The 18,685-nt window shown below is 46.4% G+C and carries 18 protein-coding genes; 12 read left to right on the forward strand and 6 right to left on the reverse strand.

What is annotated here, in order from left to right:
- Positions 1-10 precede the first annotated feature (10 nt).
- Positions 11-442 (forward strand): hypothetical protein, encoded by a 432-nt coding sequence (locus P253_RS01595; protein ID WP_005176544.1) that lies wholly within the window; start codon positions 11-13, stop codon positions 440-442.
- 295 nt (positions 443-737) lie between these two features.
- Entirely contained in the window at positions 738-1,817 is a 1,080-nt protein-coding gene (gene serC / locus P253_RS01600) for a 3-phosphoserine/phosphohydroxythreonine transaminase (RefSeq protein ID WP_005176549.1), read from the forward strand.
- A gap of 56 nt (positions 1,818-1,873) precedes the next feature.
- Here serC and P253_RS15835 read toward each other — a convergent pair whose 3' ends face one another.
- Both P253_RS15835 and P253_RS01605 read right to left on the reverse strand, forming a co-directional pair.
- The gene (locus tag P253_RS15835) at positions 1,874-2,014 is read right to left on the reverse strand and encodes a hypothetical protein (RefSeq protein WP_005176552.1); all 141 of its coding nucleotides are present in this window, start codon (positions 2,012-2,014) and stop codon (positions 1,874-1,876) included.
- A 398-nt stretch (positions 2,015-2,412) separates the two neighbouring features.
- On the reverse strand, positions 2,413-3,345 hold the full coding sequence (locus tag P253_RS01605; protein WP_005176558.1) for a hypothetical protein: 933 nt from the start codon (positions 3,343-3,345) through the stop codon (positions 2,413-2,415).
- A 264-nt stretch (positions 3,346-3,609) separates the two neighbouring features.
- Here P253_RS01605 and P253_RS01610 point away from each other — a divergent pair, with 264 nt between their 5' ends.
- Together P253_RS01610 and P253_RS01615 are read left to right on the forward strand one after the other, a co-directional pair.
- Complete coding sequence (locus P253_RS01610) at positions 3,610-4,077, forward strand: YaiI/YqxD family protein (RefSeq protein WP_005176559.1); 468 nt, start codon at positions 3,610-3,612, stop codon at positions 4,075-4,077.
- Positions 4,078-4,082: 5 nt separating this feature from the next.
- Entirely contained in the window at positions 4,083-5,006 is a 924-nt protein-coding gene (locus P253_RS01615; RefSeq protein WP_016659997.1) for a DMT family transporter, read from the forward strand.
- Here P253_RS01615 and P253_RS01620 read toward each other — a convergent pair.
- On the reverse strand, positions 4,994-5,560 hold the full coding sequence (locus P253_RS01620) for a PilZ domain-containing protein (RefSeq protein WP_016659998.1): 567 nt from the start codon (positions 5,558-5,560) through the stop codon (positions 4,994-4,996). The genes P253_RS01615 and P253_RS01620 overlap by 13 nt on opposite strands.
- A 25-nt stretch (positions 5,561-5,585) precedes the next feature.
- Between P253_RS01620 and P253_RS01625 the strand changes: the two genes are divergently transcribed.
- From P253_RS01625 to P253_RS01635, 3 genes are all read left to right on the forward strand, one after another.
- Positions 5,586-6,821 carry a lipoprotein-releasing ABC transporter permease subunit gene (locus tag P253_RS01625; protein WP_016659999.1) on the forward strand — a complete coding sequence of 412 codons (1,236 nt, stop codon included), beginning with the start codon at positions 5,586-5,588 and terminating at the stop codon, positions 6,819-6,821.
- A complete protein-coding gene (lolD, locus tag P253_RS01630) occupies positions 6,814-7,497 on the forward strand; it encodes a lipoprotein-releasing ABC transporter ATP-binding protein LolD (protein ID WP_005176563.1) in 684 nt (227 codons plus the stop codon). The genes P253_RS01625 and lolD overlap by 8 nt, the downstream gene beginning before the upstream one ends.
- A gap of 85 nt (positions 7,498-7,582) precedes the next feature.
- Positions 7,583-9,985 (forward strand): DNA internalization-related competence protein ComEC/Rec2, encoded by a 2,403-nt coding sequence (locus P253_RS01635; protein ID WP_035362941.1) that lies wholly within the window; start codon positions 7,583-7,585, stop codon positions 9,983-9,985.
- Here the strand turns inward: P253_RS01635 and P253_RS01640 are convergent.
- Positions 9,982-10,926 (reverse strand): lysophospholipid acyltransferase family protein, encoded by a 945-nt coding sequence (locus tag P253_RS01640; RefSeq protein WP_016660001.1) that lies wholly within the window; start codon positions 10,924-10,926, stop codon positions 9,982-9,984. The genes P253_RS01635 and P253_RS01640 overlap by 4 nt on opposite strands.
- Before the next feature lie 130 nt (positions 10,927-11,056).
- Here P253_RS01640 and sppA point away from each other — a divergent pair, with 130 nt between their 5' ends.
- Both sppA and P253_RS01650 read left to right on the forward strand, forming a co-directional pair.
- The gene (gene sppA, locus P253_RS01645) at positions 11,057-12,082 is read left to right on the forward strand and encodes a signal peptide peptidase SppA (protein WP_016660002.1); all 1,026 of its coding nucleotides are present in this window, start codon (positions 11,057-11,059) and stop codon (positions 12,080-12,082) included.
- On the forward strand, positions 12,079-12,882 hold the full coding sequence (locus P253_RS01650) for an alpha/beta fold hydrolase (protein ID WP_005176572.1): 804 nt from the start codon (positions 12,079-12,081) through the stop codon (positions 12,880-12,882). The genes sppA and P253_RS01650 overlap by 4 nt, the downstream gene beginning before the upstream one ends.
- Positions 12,883-12,958: 76 nt before the next feature.
- On the opposite strand, the gene purN is transcribed toward P253_RS01650, so the two are convergent.
- Together purN and purM are read right to left on the reverse strand one after the other, a co-directional pair.
- Entirely contained in the window at positions 12,959-13,588 is a 630-nt protein-coding gene (purN, locus tag P253_RS01655; RefSeq protein WP_016660003.1) for a phosphoribosylglycinamide formyltransferase, read from the reverse strand.
- 6 nt (positions 13,589-13,594) lie between these two features.
- Positions 13,595-14,665 carry a phosphoribosylformylglycinamidine cyclo-ligase gene (purM, locus tag P253_RS01660; RefSeq protein ID WP_005176576.1) on the reverse strand — a complete coding sequence of 357 codons (1,071 nt, stop codon included), beginning with the start codon at positions 14,663-14,665 and terminating at the stop codon, positions 13,595-13,597.
- Positions 14,666-14,801: 136 nt separating this feature from the next.
- Between purM and cxpE the strand changes: the two genes are divergently transcribed.
- The 3 genes from cxpE to rbtA all read left to right on the forward strand — a co-directional run bounded on the left by cxpE (position 14,802) and on the right by rbtA (position 18,677).
- Positions 14,802-16,025 carry a chloramphenicol efflux transporter CxpE gene (cxpE, locus tag P253_RS01665; RefSeq protein WP_005176578.1) on the forward strand — a complete coding sequence of 408 codons (1,224 nt, stop codon included), beginning with the start codon at positions 14,802-14,804 and terminating at the stop codon, positions 16,023-16,025.
- 18 nt (positions 16,026-16,043) lie between these two features.
- A complete protein-coding gene (hda, locus tag P253_RS01670) occupies positions 16,044-16,748 on the forward strand; it encodes a DnaA regulatory inactivator Hda (protein ID WP_016660004.1) in 705 nt (234 codons plus the stop codon).
- 120 nt (positions 16,749-16,868) lie between these two features.
- On the forward strand, positions 16,869-18,677 hold the full coding sequence (gene rbtA, locus P253_RS01675; RefSeq protein WP_016660005.1) for a rhombotarget A: 1,809 nt from the start codon (positions 16,869-16,871) through the stop codon (positions 18,675-18,677).
- Positions 18,678-18,685: the final 8 nt, after the last annotated feature.

The raw sequence follows: 18,685 nt of genomic DNA on the forward strand, positions 1-18,685 counted from the left end.
ATAACCCGATATGCAGCTTAAATTATGGATGGGCTTGAGTGTTCTGGCTTTGGCCGGATGTGATCAGCTGGGTCAAAAAGCCATGGACGCCATTCCAAATCCGAGTCCGCAGCAGGAACAGGTGGCACAGGCGGCCTATGACAATTTACGTGATGGCGAGTTCGAGCAGTTTCTGAATCATCTCGAGCCAGAACTCAAAAGCCATTTTCAGGACAATCAGAAAGTCATGAAACGCTTTGCCAAGGTGATTCCAAAAGACGAGTATAAGTCGCGTACCCTGATGACCAAAAGTATTGAAACCGGTAGCAATCAGCCGGGGCAGTACAAGATTAGCTATGAATATGCGTATCCAAAAAATCTGGTGCAATATGACGTCAGCTTTGACCAGCCGGGCGGTAGCAGTAAAATCCGCAACTTGAATATTCAGGTATTTGGTGAGTGAGTGCACTCTTAATCGCTACATTTTACTGCGCTTGACCAGATCACTGCCTATTACTGCATATATGCTTAAGATCAGCGCAAATTACATTTAATCAAGAGAAAAAGGTCATCCACATTGGGCCAGATATAGAGATGAATAGGCTTCCAATCTGCTGGAAAAGTTAAAATTATCTTGTGAATCTATATTGATTTTTCGACTGTATCTGCGTGCCAAGATTGAAATAATTTTGTGCAAGCCCGAGCAAGATGTGGTTAAATGCCTATTTTATTGTGTTTCACCTTGACAAGGAAAAATCATGCGCGCGTACAACTTCTGTGCTGGCCCTGCTGCATTACCCACTGCCGTATTAGAAAAAGCTCAAGCAGAAATGCTGGACTGGCACGGCAAAGGCCTTTCGATCATGGAAATGAGCCATCGTAGCAAAGATTATGTTGCGGTTGCAGAAAAAGCAGAAGCCGATTTACGCAAACTCATGAACATTCCTGAGAACTATAAAGTACTGTTCTTGCAGGGTGGGGCATCCTTACAATTCTCGGCAATTCCATTAAACCTGCTCGGTAAAAATGACAAGGCCGATTATATCCATACCGGTATCTGGTCTGAAAAAGCATTAAAAGAAGCACAGCGTTATGGCGATATTCATGTCGTGAACGCAGGTATTCAGATTGATGGTAAACATGCGATTAGCGCGCAAAGCGAGTGGGATTTATCTGCAGATGCAGCTTATGTGCATTATGCCGACAATGAAACCATTGGTGGTCTGCAATTTGCCAGCATTCCTGAAACCGACAAGCCGTTGGTGTGTGACTATTCATCTAGCATTCTGTCTGCACCGCTAGATGTTAGCAAGTTTGGTTTAATTTATGCGGGTGCACAGAAAAATATTGGCCCGGCAGGTTTAACCCTGGTGATTATCCGTGAAGATTTACTGGATCAGGCCAAGCCGGAAATTCCAAGCATCCTGAAATATTCAGATCAGGCGAAAAATGGTTCAATGGTGAATACGCCATCGACCTATGCCTGGTATTTATCCGGTCTGGTTTTTGAATGGTTACTGGAAAATGGTGGGGTTGATGCCATGCATCAGACCAACCTTGAAAAAGCCAAACTGCTGTATGGTTATATCGATTCAAGCGATTTCTACGCCAACCCGATTGTTGAAGCCAACCGTTCGATCATGAACGTACCATTTACGCTGGCCAATGCCGATCTGGAAAAACAGTTCCTGCAAGAAGCGGAAGCCAATCATCTGTTGAATCTGGCTGGTCACCGTTCAGTTGGTGGTATGCGTGCCAGCATTTATAATGCCGTGCCACTTGAAGGTGTTCAGGCACTGGTTAACTTTATGGATGACTTTGCCAAACGCAACGGCTAATCCAGCGTATACGAAAAAGCCCATCATCAGGATGGGCTTTTTTTATGGAATACGGATTAAAAAATAAATTGATGCAGCAGGTAGGCAGAAATCATCATGCCCAGAACAAAAAACAGGCAGGACATTTTATCCAGACGATAACGCTGACCCATTTGATGTTCAACAGATTGTAAGTTTTCTTCTTGCACGATTTTCATAGATATTATATTCCAGTGATCTATTTATCGTTGATACTTTCGATTTGTCACATATTATTAACATAAAAAATTGGTTAAATAAAGTACTAAATACATTTTCCTTAATAAACTTTTCAGCCGATTTAAAATCAGAACATCATCTCTTCATTCTGTTGACCGGATTTATTCAATATTCAATTTTTAAACAGATTTAATCTAAGTCTATGAAAATCAATAGAGATTAAATAATAAGCTTTAAAATTTAAAACTGTGGATAAATAAGTGATTTTTGAATTTAAAATAGTGATATTTAGAATAAAACTGTGGATAAAATATAATCAAATAAATTCAAAAGATACAAAAAAGACCTGCTTCAAGCTGAAAGCTCATATTGAAGCAGGTCTTTCTTTAAATATAAATTATTGTTTTTTCGCGTAAATACTGACCTGAATCCAGATATTGCCGCGAATGAACTGGCCAATTTCAAAATCAGCAAACTTGGGTTCTTTGGTCGCAATACGGATTAAAGTGGCTGGCTGGTTGTCTTCATGAATCAGGCAGACATCATACAGGGTGTAATCCTGATTCATAAACTGTGCTTGGGTTTTACCGACCACATTGCCTTGGAACCAGGCTTCATCTTCCTGTCCTAAGACTTCGCCATATAAATAGGCCACCATTTTGGAGAAATTCACGGTCACCGGGGCTTTATCTTCTTCAGATTTTGGCTCCCAGGCGTCAATCTGTTCCTGTAAATTGGCTGGGGCAACGCCATTATTGGCCGCCAGAATATCATTTAAGGCACGGTGATGTTTAATCGAGGCCGGATCATCAACAATCAGCTGCTCATCTTCTGCCACGGCTTCTAGCTCGTAAGCCCAACCATTCAGATGCGCGATATAAGTCTGGTCTTTTTGGTACTGGTGATGATTGACGCTATACAGACTGTCAAAGGCATAGACCGTGGTGTTTTCACCCAGATTCAATCCCAAAACTGCCTGGGTATTGGAAGGGCAGCTAATGATCCGTTCAATGGTCACCGGGGTTTTATACGGGCTTTCAAAGCATGGAAAGGCTGTTTTAACCGCTTTCGGCTGATTGGCCTCTACGGCAATGACCTGCGCCAGTTGAATCGGCTGTTTGACCGGGCCCTGAATCAGCCAGGTGCTGTCATCCATATCACATTCTTGTGTGCATAGCCCCATTGGCATGATGGGTGCATCCAGTGCCTGACCTAACCATTTGGGAACATCAACATTCGGCTGATCGGTGAGCAGCGTCCAATGCTCTACATGGCTGCCAAAACTTTGATCTTCAATGGTAATAATGTCTGGTCTGTTCTGATTTTTCATAAGCACGTTAAGAGAATGTCGAGTGGCCTTAATCTATTTAATCGAGGGTGTTTTAAATTTTTCAAGTCTGGGCGCCGATTTCTCCTTTGAAAATGCCCGAAATGATGAGAAAAGTCAAAAGATGTGCTCAGGCAGTTCAAGCAAAATCAGCTGATCCAGCGAGTTATTACTCCAGCAGCATCTTCGAGAAAAAGCCTGTATTTCCCACCGCGGCGTTGAGTGAATTTTGCTACACTAGGGGCATCAAAATTGCCGGAATTGAAAGTGCTGCCATTTAAGCTGTGGGTGGATGCCGATGCCTTACCAAGAATTTTAAAAGATGTGATTATCCGGGCTTCAGACCGTTATCAGCTCGAAGTAATTTTTGTGGCCAATCAGAATGTGGGTATTACCCCATCGGTGCGGATTAAATCCTTGCAGGTCATGAGCGGGGCGGATGCGGCCGATCAGGAAATTGTTGAGCGAATGCAGGCCAATGATATTGTGGTGACTCAGGATATTCCACTGGCAGCGCAGGTGATTGAAAAGGGCGGTATTGCGATTCATCCACGTGGTGAAATCTATACCACCGCCAATGTTAAAGCGCGGCTGCATTTACGTGATTTTATGGATACCTTGCGCGGCGCTGGCGTGCAGACCGGTGGGCCACCGCCAATTTCCGAACGCGATAAACGTGAATTTTCCAGCAGTCTGGATCAGACCATTCAAAAACAAAAACGTAAAACCGGCTGAATTACATGCCCTCAAAAAATAATATTGCCCTGACTTATATGCTGCTGGTGTTTATCTGGGCCTCGACACCGCTGGCGATTGTCTGGAGTGTGTCGGATCTACATATGCTGTGGGCGCTGGCTTTACGTTTTTTTATTGCCTTGCCGCTGGCCTTTATCTTTTTGTTGCTGCTCAAAGTGCGTTTTCCGGTTGATCAGACGGCATTGCACAGTTATGTGGCGGGTTCCTGCAGCCTGTTTGGTTCCCAGATTTTTACCTATCTGGCCACCAGCTATTTAAGTTCGGGCATGATTGCACTGATGTTTGGTCTGGCGCCGATTATTGCCGGCCTGATCGGGCGTTTTGCCTTTCAGCAGCGTCTGAAAAAACTGCAATGGTTCGGGATGCTGGTTGCGGTGCTGGGACTGGGCATTATCTGTTTGGGCGGAGAAAACCAGCATGTACAGCCGGTCGGGATTGGCCTGATGCTGCTGAGCGTGCTGATTTATGCCATGTCCATTTTCTGGGTCAAAAAAGTGAATGCCAAGGTGGAACCTGTGGCACAGGCCACCGGATCAATCCTGGTTTCAACCTTGATGGCAATTTTGATGTTGCCGTTGATCTGGCCTTATGCACCGACTGAAATTCCGGAAACCAAGGCTTTATTCTCTTTACTGTATACCGTGGTGATGGCCTCACTGATTGCCATGTTCTGTTATTTTAAGCTGGTACAGAATATTCAGGCGACCACATTGTCACTGACCACTGTCATGACCCCAATGCTGGCCTTATTAATTGGCGCATTCCTGAATCAGGAGGCTTTGAGCTTGACGGTGCTGATGGGAGCCTTGGTCTTATTGTTTGGCTTGTTCTTATATTTTTTCCATGATTTACGTGCTAGCCGCACGTTGGCACGTAAACAGGCACATCCTGAAACTTATTTAGATTGACACTGCTGGATGACTTCGGTCAGTTTGCTGCGGTCTTGCGGGTGTAAAGTAATAAAATAGGCGCCGGTACGATAGCGGCCATTATCTTCGGCATTGCTATAGACCACCTGGGCGGTTGCAGCAATATGAAAGAAGTTTTCCGGATGACTTAAGGTCACGTGAATATAGCGGCCATCGGCAATTTCACGCTCGCTGTAGAAGCTTAAACCGCTTTCGGAAAAGTTGACCTGTTCTGGTACAGGTAACATGCTTTGTACAATTGCATCGTATAAAGAACCGGTAATCAGGTTTAATTTTTGGTTGAATAAGGATAAGATTCGAGCAATTTGTTGATCTTTTTCAGATAATTGTTCTAATTCGTAGTTAAGCGCATGATCAAATTGATCTAATTCAGCGAGTAGTAGAAAATAACGCGGCAACATAAAATTAGGATCGTAAGGATCATTAAGAGCAACTTGATCAGAAATAAGCTGATAGTTGATTCTCAACGCAGCATCGATACGTGACATCACGCGACGTTCATTTTGAGCGTTTTGATGCTGTAAATTTTCCATAATGTATTACCTCGGACTAGATGGTATGTTTAAACCAATCTCGCTATATATAGGGTTGAGATATACGCGCGCTCGGCGCAGTAATCACTTTATTTCTTTTATTGCTCTGGTTTCAATGATCGGTCTCACTTTAGGTGTTGCTGTTCTGATTACAGTGTTATCTGTGATGAACGGATTTGACCGTGAATTGAAGAACCGGGTCTTGGGGATGATTCCGCAAGCGACTGTTTCATCTACCCAGATTTTAACAGATTGGCCTGAACTTGCAAAAAAAGTTGAGCAACATGAGCACGTTACAGGTGCTGCACCGTTTACCCAATTACAGGGGATGTTGACCGCACACGGTCAGGTTTCCGGCATTATGGTGACCGGTATCGAGCCGGAATATGAGAAGAAAGTTTCGATTATTCATCAGCATATGGTGGAAGGCAGCATTGATAACCTGAAAAAAGGCGAGTTTGGGATTGTGCTGGGCAAGCAAATGACCGATGCCTTGGGCCTCAGTTTAAATGACAGTATTACTTTGGTCTTGCCTGAAGCAACGCCGTCGCCGGCCGGTGTGGTGCCACGTTTTAAACGTTTTACCATTGTGGGGATTTTCAGCATTGGTGCTGAAGTTGATTCGATGATGGGCTATATCGCCCTGAATGATGCTTCGACCTTGTTACGTCTGCCGGATGGCGCACAAGGCGTACGCATGAAGCTGGACGATATTTTTGCCGCACCTATCGTTGCCAACGACATTGTGAGTGAACTGCCAGCCAATTTCTATGCTTCGGACTGGACCTATACCCATGGCAACCTGTTTAGTGCGATTCAGATGGAAAAGGCCATGGTCAGCCTGTTACTGTTCCTAATCGTACTGGTCGCAGCCTTTAATATTGTCTCTTCTCTGGTGATGGTAGTGACTGACAAAAAAGCTGATATCGCAATTTTACGGACCTTAGGTGCATCTCCGGGCACAATTACCCGAATCTTTATGGTGCAAGGTACTGTGATTGGCGTGATCGGGACAGTCTCCGGTGCGATTCTCGGGATTATTTTTGCCTCCAGCATTAGTGGTTTTATTGCCTGGCTGAACAATGTGTTAGGCTTAAATCTGTTTGATGCCTATTTCATTAACTACTTACCATCGCATTTAAGATGGCAAGATGTCGTGGTTATTGTCAGTCTGTCTTTAATTTTAAGTTTCCTGGCCACAATTTATCCGGCGTTACGCGCGGCGAAAATTCAACCTGCAGAGGCGCTTCGTTATGAATAAAACTGTACTAGAAGCCAAACAGGTCACTAAACATTTTACTGATGGCAAAACCACAGTAGATGTGCTGCGCGGCCTCGATTTAAAAATCGAACAGGGACAATTTGTGTCGATTGTCGGCGCCAGTGGTTCAGGTAAAAGTACCTTGCTGCACGTCCTTGGCGGGCTTGATCGTCCAAGTCAGGGCGAGGTTTATTTAAATGGCCAGCGCTTTGACAATTTAGGCGAAGCTGAGCGTGGTTATTTGCGTAACCAATATCTGGGCTTTGTTTATCAGTTCCACCATTTGCTACCTGAATTTAGTGCGCTGGAAAATGTGGCAATGCCCTTGATGCTGCGTAAGGAAAGCAACTTTAAAGAAGTCAAACAGCAGGCCGAATATCTGCTGGATCGGGTGGGCTTATCGCATCGATTGACCCATAAACCGGGTGAACTGTCGGGTGGTGAACGTCAGCGTGTGGCCTTGGCGCGTGCCATTGTCACCAAGCCGGCAGTCATGCTGGCTGATGAACCGACCGGGAACCTGGACCGTAAAACCGCCATCAAGATTTTTGAGCTGTTACGCGAGCTGCGCCGTGAGTTTAATATGGCCATGCTAATTGTGACCCATGATGAAGAGCTGGCCAAATCGGCCGATACCATTTTGCATATGCAGGATGGCATCTGGGTACCCGACTAAAACCCGATTATCAGATCAATGACCCTTGAAGCCCACTCCGGTGGGCTTTATGCTTGCTCAAAATAAAAATAAGACAGAAAACGACATGTTCAAAATCATGGGTGCCGGCTGGATTGTAGGTATTGCCTGTATGGGCAAAACGCTATGGCCGATGCTGGATTTCCCACTCTGGTTGTCAGGCCTGTTACTGATTATCCTGCTTTTACAGCAAATAGCTGCTTTACATTGGTCCCATCTGGGCATCCAATTGATTAATACCTGTGTGGCATTTGTCATTACATTTTTGTTGGGGCTGAATTTTGCCCAAAACCAGTTGCAAGAGCGGTTGATATTTCGTGAACTGACCCGCCAGCCGGCAGAGGTGGTGGTCTATGTCCAGCAAATCAATCAGCTGGGTAGCAGCCAGCTCCGGCAACCGGTTCAGGTGCTGAACCGGCATAGCCAGCCGGTGCAATGGCTGGCCTTGCTGCCGGCTGAACAGGAACTACAGCTGGGGCGTTATTATCGTTTACAGGGGCAGACCTTGCCGGCGCACAGTTTTGCCGTTCCGGGTGCGTTTGATGTAGAGCAGTGGTATCTCCAGCAAAATATCATGAGCGGCTTTCAGGTCCAGTCGATTGTGGAACTGACTGAATCGGAACTGTATCGGCTGGGATTTGGGGCACATTTAAGACAGCATCAGCAACTCTGGCCGCAATTTAAATTGTGGATCGAAACACAGCGTTTACAGATTCGTGACTTTATCCAGCAGCAGGCATTGCAGCATCCCGGCTTAATACTGGCACTGCTGACTGGCGATAAAAGTTTACTCGATGAAGCCACCGAGCAGCAGTTTCAGCGTTTCGGGATGAGTCATTTGCTGGCGATTTCCGGGCCGCATGTGCTGATTTTTGCCGCCATGCTGTGTTTTGTGCTGCAGCGCCTGGTCACTCGCTATTGGCCCGAATTATATGCGCAATTGCCCCGAAGTTATCTGCTGTTGCTGCCGTTTATGGGCTGTGTATTTGTATATTGTGCCTATGTTGGGTTTGAAATTCCTGCGCTCAGGACTTTACTGATTTGTCTGGTGGCAGGCGCCTGCCTGTTGCTAAAGCAGCCGATACAGCCGCTGTCTTTGCTGATTGGTAGTGCTTCGTTATTGCTGCTGCTTGATCCGTTAAGTGTGCTGTCGGCGGCATTCTGGCTGTCTTATGGCGCCTGCTTTGTGCTGTTAAGGATTTACCAGACCCTCCGGCAACAACCGGTGCATCCGCAGCAGACGTTGATGCAGAAATTGTGGCAGGGCTTCCGGCTGTTATTTGAATCGCAATGGAAAATTTTTATTGCGCTGTTTCCGCTGATGATCATCTTCTTCAAGCAGATTGCCTGGATTGCGCCGCTGAGTAATCTATTGGCCATTCCCTGGATCGGTCTGGTGACTGTACCGCTGGATATTCTGGCCGGTTTAAGTTTTTATCTGGCGGAACCGCTGAGCCAGTTGCTGTTTCAGCTCAATGACTTGGCGCTAAGTCTGTTATTGGGTTGTTTGCAGTTGCTGGATTTGCTGTTTGTGCCGCAACTGATTCCGGTTGCGCTGAGCCCACCGATGCTGCTGAGTCTGGTGCTGGGACTGATGATTTTATTTCTTCCCGCAGGTCTAGTGCCTAAAGCCTGGTCAGCGCTGTGCTTGTTGCCTTTGCTGTTTCAGGATCAGTTTTCTCGGCAGGTGGAACTTACTGTGCTGGATGTTGGGCAGGGGCAGGCAATCTTTTTACGCTATCGTGAACACAGCATGATGATTGATATGGGCGGTCATTATGATGAACAGAAATGGAGTATCGGCCGGCAGATTATCCAGCCCTTTTTAAGTGTCAAAGGCGTGCAGCAGTTAGATTATTTATGGTTGACCCATCTGGATCAGGATCATAGCGGCGCTTATCAGACCTTAAAGCCACAGTTACAGGTGCAACAGGTCTATGCCAATGCTCAGCTTGAAGTAAATCCTCATAGCCATTTTGACTATTGCCAGCAAGGACAGCAATGGCAGTGGCAGCCGGGCATCCAGATACAGGTACTCTCTCCGAAACCGGAGCAGTTAAATCCTGTAGAACAGCAGAAAAATGAAAGTTCCTGTGTGCTGCTGGTCGAGTTTGCACAGGCTCAGCCTTATTCTCGCTTTTTATTGATGGGTGATGCAGGCTGGCCGACTGAATATCAGTTATTACAGGATTATCCGGATTTAAAAGTGGATGTGCTGGTGCTTGGCCATCATGGTAGCCGGCACAGTTCATCTTACCAGTTTTTAAAACAGCTGGAGCCTAAACTGGCAATTGCATCGGCGGGGCTGAATAACCGTTATGGCCATCCGAGCACGCAAGTAAAAGCGCGACTGAACGCCTTAAAAATTCCCTTATGGCAGACCGCGCAGCAGGGTAGCATCCAGTTTTATCCCACTGAGAATGAGGTGCTACCGTACCGGCATACGCGGGTCTGGCTGCGGCGCGATTAAGCGGAATTGACCTGTTTGGTATTTTGAATTAACGCCAAGGCTTCATCCGTAGGAATATCATAAATTCGTCTTAAGGCTGGATGTGCCTTAAAGCGTTTATAACTCCAGTGATAATGTTCCGGATGCTGGGCAACTAGCTGTTCAATCTTCTGGTGAATCATTGCGGTGCCTTCATTGGCAGAACAGTCGTAGAGCCGTGCGTCCATGGCTTCAATGAAAATATCAAAACCTTGCTGTTCATTGCGCAGTGCATACAGAAACAGGGCAGCGGCTTTAGTTTTTTGAATCAGCTTGGCGCTCAGGTTGCTGGATTCAAGTGGCAGACCAAAATAGTGAATCATTACACCCCCCAAATGCGGGGTGTGGTCCGGCAGAATTACCGTGGTTCCGCCTTGTTTCAGTGCCTTAAAAATCTGACGAATACCGCTGTCATTGGTCGGCACCAGATTGGCCTGTTCACGGCTGCGAGCGTTACGGACAAACTCATCAGCCGATGGATTTTTCACCGGTTTATACATGATGGTCATTTCGGTGTGCTGCGCCACCCAGGCATTCATGATTTCCCAGGTGCCAAAATGCGGCACAATCAGTACCACGCCTTTTTGCGCAGCCAGTGCCTCATGTAACAGCTGTTCGCCATGCACCTGATGAATGCGGGAAATATTCTTGTGGTTTTCTGCGCCCCAGATATTAAAAAACTCAAAATAAGAGGTGAGTTCATTGCGAATGGCCTGACGCGCCAGCTGTTCACGCTGGGTCGTATCTAAATGCGGCAGGGCAATATTTAAATTGAGGCGAATGACCTGAGAGGTCTTGCTGAGCTGAAAGACATTCAAAAATGCCGCCAACACGCGGGCCGCCCAACGTGAAAGGCTGAGGGGTTGTCGACTGACAAAATGAAGTAAACGAGAGATAGTCGTTGGGGCGAGTTTATCAGTCATTCAGTATAGTGAAATCTAAAGAAAAGGTTAAAAATGAAAATATTATAGGGGAAAACATTCAATTTAGACAGCAATCAGTTTTTCGGCGTATATAATGGAGGAAAATTAACTCGAGTTTTGGATTGTTTTTATGTCCGATTGGCCGCCTAAACCAGAAAATGAAATCAAGAATAGCCATCCACCCACAGCACAACAACCGACAGGAAACGAATGGAAGTTACTGGAAAAAGCGGTTTTAGCCTCTGTTGAAGAACAGCGCCGCGCCAGACGCTGGGGAATTTTCTTTAAGTTCCTGACCTTTGCCTATATTTTTATTCTGCTGGTGATTATGGGTAAAAGCTGTAGCAATAATTCTGCTACGGCCGTGACCAGCAGTTCGCATATTGCCGTGGTCGATATTGTGGGCACCATCGCAGCGGATAAACAGAGCGTCAATAGTGAAAATACCATTAAATCACTGCGTAAAGCCTATGAAGCAAGCGGCAGTAAGGCGGTGGTGCTAAATATTAATTCACCGGGCGGATCACCGGTTCAGTCCGATGAAATCTGGCAGGAAATCCAGTATTTAAAACAGCAGCATCAGGATAAAAAACTGTATGCGGTGATTGGCGATACCGGCGCTTCAGGCGCTTATTATATTGCTTCAGCTGCCGATGAAATTATTGCCAATCCATCCAGTCTGGTTGGCTCGATTGGGGTGATTATGCCGAATTATGGCGTTAGTGGCTTAATGCAAAAGCTGGGTGTTGAAGATCGCACCATGACCTCCGGTGAAAATAAGGCGCTGCTGTCGATGACACAACCGGTGGATCCGGCACAAAAAGCCCATGTTCAGGGTGTGCTGGATAATGTGCATGCGCATTTCATTACTGCAGTCAAACAGGGCCGTGGCAACAAGTTAAAAGCCAATGATCCAACCTTGTTTTCCGGTTTATTCTGGACCGGTGATCAGGCGTTGAAACTGGGTATTATTGACCGTCTGGGCAGTATGAATACGTTAAAACGTGAATTAAAAGTCGACAAAACCGTCAACTATACCATTGAATATAATCCGCTGGATTCGATGCTGGGTCGTATGGGCACTGCGGTGGGTCAGGGGATGGCCAGCGCTGTATCGCAGCAGATTCAATCTGAACAAAGTACCAAATTACAATGAAACCATTAATCCATTTTGCTCACGCCAATGGCGTACCGTCACGGGTCTATCAAAAACTGTTTCAGCATCTGCAAGATGATTATGACGTGATTGATGTGCCTTTGCTCGGGCCAGATAAACGTTATCCAATCGATAATCACTGGAACAGTCTGACCCAGCAGGTGATTGACAGTATTGTGCGGCAGGCACAAGGCCGCAAGGTGATTGCACTGGGTCATTCACTTGGTTCGGTGCTGAGCTTTCAGGCCGCGCAGCAACGCCCGGAACTGTTTTCCCAGCTGATCATGCTGGATCCGCCAATGATCATGGGTAAAGAAGCCTTAGTGATGCATGTAGCGAAACTGTTGAAGCTGAAAGCCCTCGATAAAATGTCACCGGCGGGATTGTCTAAACGCCGCCGTGATCATTGGGAGTCACGTCAGCAGGCGGCCGAGCTGCTCAGACCCAAAGGCTTTTATCAAGATTTTGATCCGGACTGTTTTCAGGCTTATATCGACCATGCACTGACAGAAGATCCTGTACGTGGTGGGGTGACGCTTACCATTCCTAAAATGGATGAAGTACAGATTTTCCGTACCAATCCATCTTTATGGTGGTTGCCACAGGCCAAGCTGAAGGTGCCGGCACAACTGGTGGTGGCCGAGAAAGGTCCGTTTCTGGCCCGCAAGTTTCCACAGCAAATTGAGAAGAAATTCGGGATTCCTTTTCATGTTGCGCCGGGCGGTCATATGTTCCCACTGGAACAGCCTGAGCAAGTGGCACAGATGATTAAATCCTTATTACAGGATCAGGCACCTTAAGATTACTTTTGGGAAAAATCAGGTCATAAAAAAACGCATCCGAGGATGCGTTTTTTTATAGATATTACTTTTTATTTTAGCGCTGACAGAACTGTAGCGGTTGCGCTAACACCTGACCACGATACAGCACCGCGTTTGGTGTGTGCTGCAGCGTACCACTACAAATCCATTCCACCACTTGCGGATAAATCAGATGTTCCAGCACATGCACACGATTGGCCAAGCTTTCCACGCTGTCCTGATGCGATACAGTAAGTACCCCTTGGGCCAGCGCCTGACCGGCATCCAGCTCGGCAGTCACATAATGTACCGTACAGCCATGATAGACATCACCCGTGTTTAACACCCGTTGATGAGTATGCATGCCTTTGTAATGCGGCAGCAGAGAAGGGTGAATGTTCAGCATTTTCCCTTCCCAGGCTTTAACAAACTTGGCGCTTAAAATGCGCATAAAGCCTGCCAGCACCACCAGATCAACCTCCCAGTCTAAAAGCTGTTGATGCATCACATCATCAAAACTTTCACGGTCTGGGTATTGCTTGTGTTCAATTACCGCAGTGGCAATACCGGCTTTTTGGGCACGTTCCAGCGCATAGGCTCCAGGTTTGTTGGAAATGACCCCGACAATTTGTCCCGAAAGACGGGCATCAATCAGGGCCTGTAAGTTCGATCCACTGCCTGAAACAAGTACAGCAATTTTCAACATAGACAATTACGCAAAAATCACACGGATTTTTTCGTCAGCACCTTCAACAGATTCTGCATTGTCAACAATGTGACCCATTGCCCAAGCTTTTTCGCCCAACTGGTTCAGCAATTCAACAGTTTTGTCAGCATCCGCTGCATCCACTGCCAATACCATACCAACGCCACAGTTAAAGGTACGGTACATTTCGAATTGTTCAACACCGCCTTCTTTTTGCAGCAGTTTGAACAGTTCTGGCCATTCCCAAGAGGATTCGTTAATTACCGCTTGCGCACCATTTGGCAGAACGCGTGGTAAGTTACCAGGTAAACCGCCACCGGTGATGTGCGCCATTGCGTGAACATCAACAGATTTAAGTAATTCAAGAATAGGTTTGACATAAATACGGGTTGGCTCCATCGCTGCATCTGCCAGCGGACGGCCATCTACGATTTGAGTCAGGTCAACGTTTTTCACGTCCAGAATTTTACGAAGCAGAGAATAGCCGTTTGAGTGTGCACCTGAAGACGCAACACCAATCAGAACATCACCCGCTTTGACTTTAGAGCCATCAATAATTTTGCTTTGCTCAACCACGCCTACGCAGAAACCTGCAAGGTCATAATCTTCGCCTTCATACATGCCTGGCATTTCAGCAGTTTCACCGCCAACCAGTGCACAGCCCGCAAGCTCACAACCTTGACCGATCCCGGTAACTACATTGGCTGCAACATCAACGTTTAAGTGACCCGTTGCATAGTAGTCGAGGAAGAACAGTGGTTCTGCGCCACAAACCAGCAGGTCGTTCACACACATGGCCACCAGATCCTGACCAATAGTGTCATGACGGTTTAAATTAAGGGCTAAACGTAATTTTGTACCAACACCGTCTGTGCCTGATACGAGAACAGGTTCTTCATAACCTTTAGGAATTTTACAAAGTGCGCCAAAGCCGCCTAATCCGCCCATCACTTCAGGACGAGTGGTGCGTTTCGCAACAGATTTAATTCGATCGACTAACGCGTCACCGGCTTCGATGTCGACACCAGCATCTTTATAGCTTAAACCAGGGGTAGGGTTAGAAGTTGAGTTGCTCATAATGAAGTCTCCGCATTCGCGCGGGGGATTATAACCCGAATATACGAAACTCTTATGTTATTTATGCGCTAAAATGATATCTTTATTAAAATATTTTACTTTATATAACGATTACACTGCAAAAAGGCGAGATTCTATGGCAGATCGTACTTTACGTCGCATTTTTATCCTTGCCGGGATAGCTTTAATTTTTTGGATTTTATATTTACTCAAGCCGGTCGTTATTCCATTTATTGTCGCCTTTCTTGTGGCTTATCTGTTCAGTCCACTGGTTGATACTTTATATCGGGTTGGGGTGCCGCGCTGGTTATCCATCAGCATCGTTTTTGTCGGAATCGGGATTCTACTGACCGTGGCAGTCTGGTACATCATTCCGCTGGTCTGGAAACAGCTGATGATTGCCCGCGACAGTATTCCGGTCGGAATTAACTGGATCAATACCACCTTTTTGCCTTGGATTTCTGAAACCTTTAATGTCGATGAGATGGAAATTGATACCACGCATATGTCAACCATTATCATGGACTATGTGCAGACCAATTACAGCGCCGACAGCATTCAGGCCATGATTTTACGGGTGGCGCAGTCCGGTCTGAACTTTATCCAGATTGGCGGGACCATTGTTTTAATTCCAATTATTGCCTTCTATTTTCTGCTCGACTGGGACCGTATGCTGGACAGTCTGCGCCGTTTAATTCCACGTCCGTATGAGCGCAGCACCCTGCATATTGTGAATGAATGCCATAACGTATTAGGCGCGTTTGTCAAAGGTCAGTTCCTGGTGATGATCCTCCTAGGTGTGGTCTATGCCACCGGTCTGCAACTGATTGGTCTGGACGTTGGCCTGATTATCGGGATGGTGGCAGGTCTGGCAAGTATCATCCCATATTTAGGTTTTGCGGTCGGGATTATTGCTGCGGTCATTGCCACCTTATTGCAGTTTGGTATCGACTGGATGCAACTGTTCTTGGTGCTGGTGGTGTTTATGATTGGTCAGGCGGTAGAAGGCTATGTACTGCAACCATTTTTACTGGGCGATAAAATCGGACTGTCACCGGTAGCTGTGGTGTTTGCCGTACTGGCCGGTGCGCAACTGGCCGGTTTCCTCGGGATGCTAATTGCCTTGCCGGTTGCCGCGGTAATTGTGGTCTTGCTACGTCATGCCCGGGATTGTTATGAACGCAGTCAGTGGTATGGACAGTCGACGGCCATCATTCATCATGACCAGCAAACGGGCAGTATCAGCATAGAAACTGATCAGGTGGATGTCGATATTGATCTTGAGAAAGATCAGACAAAGCCACTGCAACAGACTGAAAAATCGAGTAAGATGAATCCTCTTGATCCTAAAGATGTTTAACGAAGGCCTATTCTGTATATGCGTCAACTGCAGCTTGATATAGAACCTCAACTCGATGCCCGAATCAGTGATTTTTCTGGTCCGGGCTGGGGCCATGTAATTGACGCAGTGCGACAGTTGCATGCGGGTCTGGTCAACCGTTTTTATGTTTATGGCGGTGCCGGTACCGGCAAGAGCCATCTGCTTTCGGCGATTTGCGATTCTTATCAGGAAATTGGCAAATCCGCGATTAAAGTCTCTTTGCTGGAACTTCTGGATGCCCCGACCGAAGCCATTACCTCTTTAGATCATTTTGATCTGGTCTGTCTGGATGATATTGAAGCGATTAGCGGCGTGCCGCATTGGCAGCGCGCGGTATTTCATTTAATCAATTACAGCAATGAAATGGGCGGGCAATTGGTGTTTTCATCACGTTTTGCCCCGATTGAACTGAAACTGGAATTGCCCGATTTACAGTCCCGTTTAACTCAGGCTGTGAGTGTGAAAGTGCCGACTGGCAGCCTGTTTGCCGACCGTCAGGCTTTGGTAACTTCGGTGCTGCAACGTAAAGGTATTCAGATTGATCAGCAGATTATTGACTACTTGCTGTTACATGGTCCGCAGCAGACTTCAATGTTGTTACAAAGCCTGCAACAACTGATTCAGCTGCTAAAAGGCGAAAAAACCAAACTGAGCGGTGCGAATTTGCGTCAGATCTACGCATTAATTGACGAATATCGGTAAAATACAAAAAAACTTGAGTAATTACTCTAGCTATGACAAATTACACTCAAAATAAGTCTTAGTTGCAAGGAAGCTGCAACTTAAAAATAAAAATGAATAAATAGGTTAAGGAGTAAGCTTATGCTCAAGCGGAGCATCGGCATTGGTATGCTGTTTATTGCGGGACATGCTTATAGTAGCAATATTGTTGTCACCATCACTGAAGATATTCAAGCCAATGATAAAGAATGTTCACTGCGCGAAGCAGTCGAGTATATTAATTTGGGGTTGCCGGAAGAAGGCCATAATGGCTGCGGTGGCGAAAATTCCTCCAATGTCATTCTGTTAGAAAAATACGCCGTTTATAAACTTAATCAGCAGTTAAAAATCACCCAACCCTTAAGCATTAAAACCACCTATGACACCGGCCTGAAAGAAAACAATATCAAAGGCCTGAACAATGCCATTATCGAAATGGCCGGTAATGAACGTATTTTTCATATTGAAAGTAGTGATGATAAACGTATTCAGGTCAACCTGAGCGAAGTCAGTCTGCAAGGCTGTGGCAACGACAGTTGCCGTCCCAATCAGGGCGGCCTGATTCTGAACCATGAATACCTGGTGCTGGATTATGTCAAGCTGAGTCAGGGTCGAGCCAACCAGGGCGGCGCCATCTATAATCTGGCTGAAGTGGGAGAGAATATCGCGCCAGCCTTTATTGAAATTAAAAACAGTTTAATCCAGCACAACCATGCCACCGAAGGTGGCGCCATCTATAGCCGACTGCCAAGCTTCCGGATTTATGCAGCGGTGTTTAGCGACAACAAAACCAGCGATCTGGCATCTGCCAACCTCTACACCCAGTTACCTACAGAAGATGTCGAAAATCTCAAGCTGCTGGCCGCTGCCAATACCATCAGCAGTACGACCTTTAACCGCAATGAAGGCTATGTGCTGAACCTGAGAGACAATATCGGGGTCAATAACGTCACTTTAATGGGCAATAGCGCAGGGGTACGTTTAGAAGCCCCGGCAGGAAAAGGCTATATTGCCAACAGTATTCTGCTGGCCAATCCACATCCTGTGACGGCGCAGTCTGCTAACTGTAGCAAAGAGGCAGCCGATCAAAGCGTGCTGCAAAACAATCTGGTCTCTGAAGAATGTGGAACGGGCGATGCCAATTACCCGAACCAGATCTGGCAGGGTAGCCATATTTTTAGCGGGAATATCCTGGAAGGTGCCTGTAAAGTGCTGAGCGAAGATGAGGATGCCTTATTCTGCCCGTATCAGGTCAAAGAAGAGCAGTTCCTGGGCTATATTCGCCCACGTATTTTACTGAATTACCAAGCTCTGGCTGACTCTCCAATCGTCAACAAAGGCTATGCACAAGTGGGCACCACTGAGCAGGTTACTTGTGCCTCGGCAGATCAGCGCGGGGTGAACCGAGCTTCGGATAATACCTTGTGTGACCGTGGTGCAATTGAAATTACCGTACCTGATGCCTCAGGTCTCATTGGTCGGGATATTCTAGCCGGTGAAATTGCCGAAATGTCGGTCAGCGATTTAATTGGTGATAGTGATCTGGTACCAGCCGAGTTCTGTGATAGCCTGTTTAGCAGCAATCCGACCGGGAAAGCCTGGCAAGCCGGCTGTGTGCAGATTGAGCAGACCCAGACCAGTTCCAAAGGCCAACTGACAATTGATGAGCAGGGCAAGATTATTTATACCCCGGATTCTGCTTGGCATGGCGCAGATGTTTTTAAAATTAAACTGGTGACCAGCAGTACACGTTTTAATACCACCAAACCGTATGTAGAAATTCGTGTACAAGTGATTCAGGCACCTGAAAACCACATGGATAGTGACAAAATTAAAACATCTGGCGGAGCAGTGGCTGGCTATGGCGTGCTCATGTTGATGTTATTGGCAGCTTGGCGCCGTAAAAAATAAAAACAGGG

Source organism: Acinetobacter indicus CIP 110367 (assembly GCF_000488255.1).
Classification (GTDB): Bacteria; Pseudomonadota; Gammaproteobacteria; order Pseudomonadales; family Moraxellaceae; genus Acinetobacter; species Acinetobacter indicus.

Bases quoted from the DNA above. Each gene is read 5' to 3' on its own strand.
- P253_RS01595 (WP_005176544.1), top strand. From the start codon at position 11: ATGCAGCTTAAATTATGGATGGGCTTGAGTGTTCTGGCTTTGGCCGGA.
- P253_RS15835 (WP_005176552.1), bottom strand. From the start codon at position 2,014: ATGAAAATCGTGCAAGAAGAAAACTTACAATCTGTTGAACATCAAATG.
- serC (WP_005176549.1), top strand. From the start codon at position 738: ATGCGCGCGTACAACTTCTGTGCTGGCCCTGCTGCATTACCCACTGCC.
- P253_RS01635 (WP_035362941.1), top strand. From the start codon at position 7,583: ATGTTCAAAATCATGGGTGCCGGCTGGATTGTAGGTATTGCCTGTATG.
- P253_RS01620 (WP_016659998.1), bottom strand. From the start codon at position 5,560: ATGGAAAATTTACAGCATCAAAACGCTCAAAATGAACGTCGCGTGATG.
- sppA (WP_016660002.1), top strand. From the start codon at position 11,057: ATGTCCGATTGGCCGCCTAAACCAGAAAATGAAATCAAGAATAGCCAT.
- cxpE (WP_005176578.1), top strand. From the start codon at position 14,802: ATGGCAGATCGTACTTTACGTCGCATTTTTATCCTTGCCGGGATAGCT.
- P253_RS01615 (WP_016659997.1), top strand. From the start codon at position 4,083: ATGCCCTCAAAAAATAATATTGCCCTGACTTATATGCTGCTGGTGTTT.
- purM (WP_005176576.1), bottom strand. From the start codon at position 14,665: ATGAGCAACTCAACTTCTAACCCTACCCCTGGTTTAAGCTATAAAGAT.
- P253_RS01625 (WP_016659999.1), top strand. From the start codon at position 5,586: ATGTTTAAACCAATCTCGCTATATATAGGGTTGAGATATACGCGCGCT.
- rbtA (WP_016660005.1), top strand. From the start codon at position 16,869: ATGCTCAAGCGGAGCATCGGCATTGGTATGCTGTTTATTGCGGGACAT.
- purN (WP_016660003.1), bottom strand. From the start codon at position 13,588: ATGTTGAAAATTGCTGTACTTGTTTCAGGCAGTGGATCGAACTTACAG.
- lolD (WP_005176563.1), top strand. From the start codon at position 6,814: ATGAATAAAACTGTACTAGAAGCCAAACAGGTCACTAAACATTTTACT.
- P253_RS01605 (WP_005176558.1), bottom strand. From the start codon at position 3,345: ATGAAAAATCAGAACAGACCAGACATTATTACCATTGAAGATCAAAGT.
- hda (WP_016660004.1), top strand. From the start codon at position 16,044: ATGCGTCAACTGCAGCTTGATATAGAACCTCAACTCGATGCCCGAATC.
- P253_RS01650 (WP_005176572.1), top strand. From the start codon at position 12,079: ATGAAACCATTAATCCATTTTGCTCACGCCAATGGCGTACCGTCACGG.
- P253_RS01640 (WP_016660001.1), bottom strand. From the start codon at position 10,926: ATGACTGATAAACTCGCCCCAACGACTATCTCTCGTTTACTTCATTTT.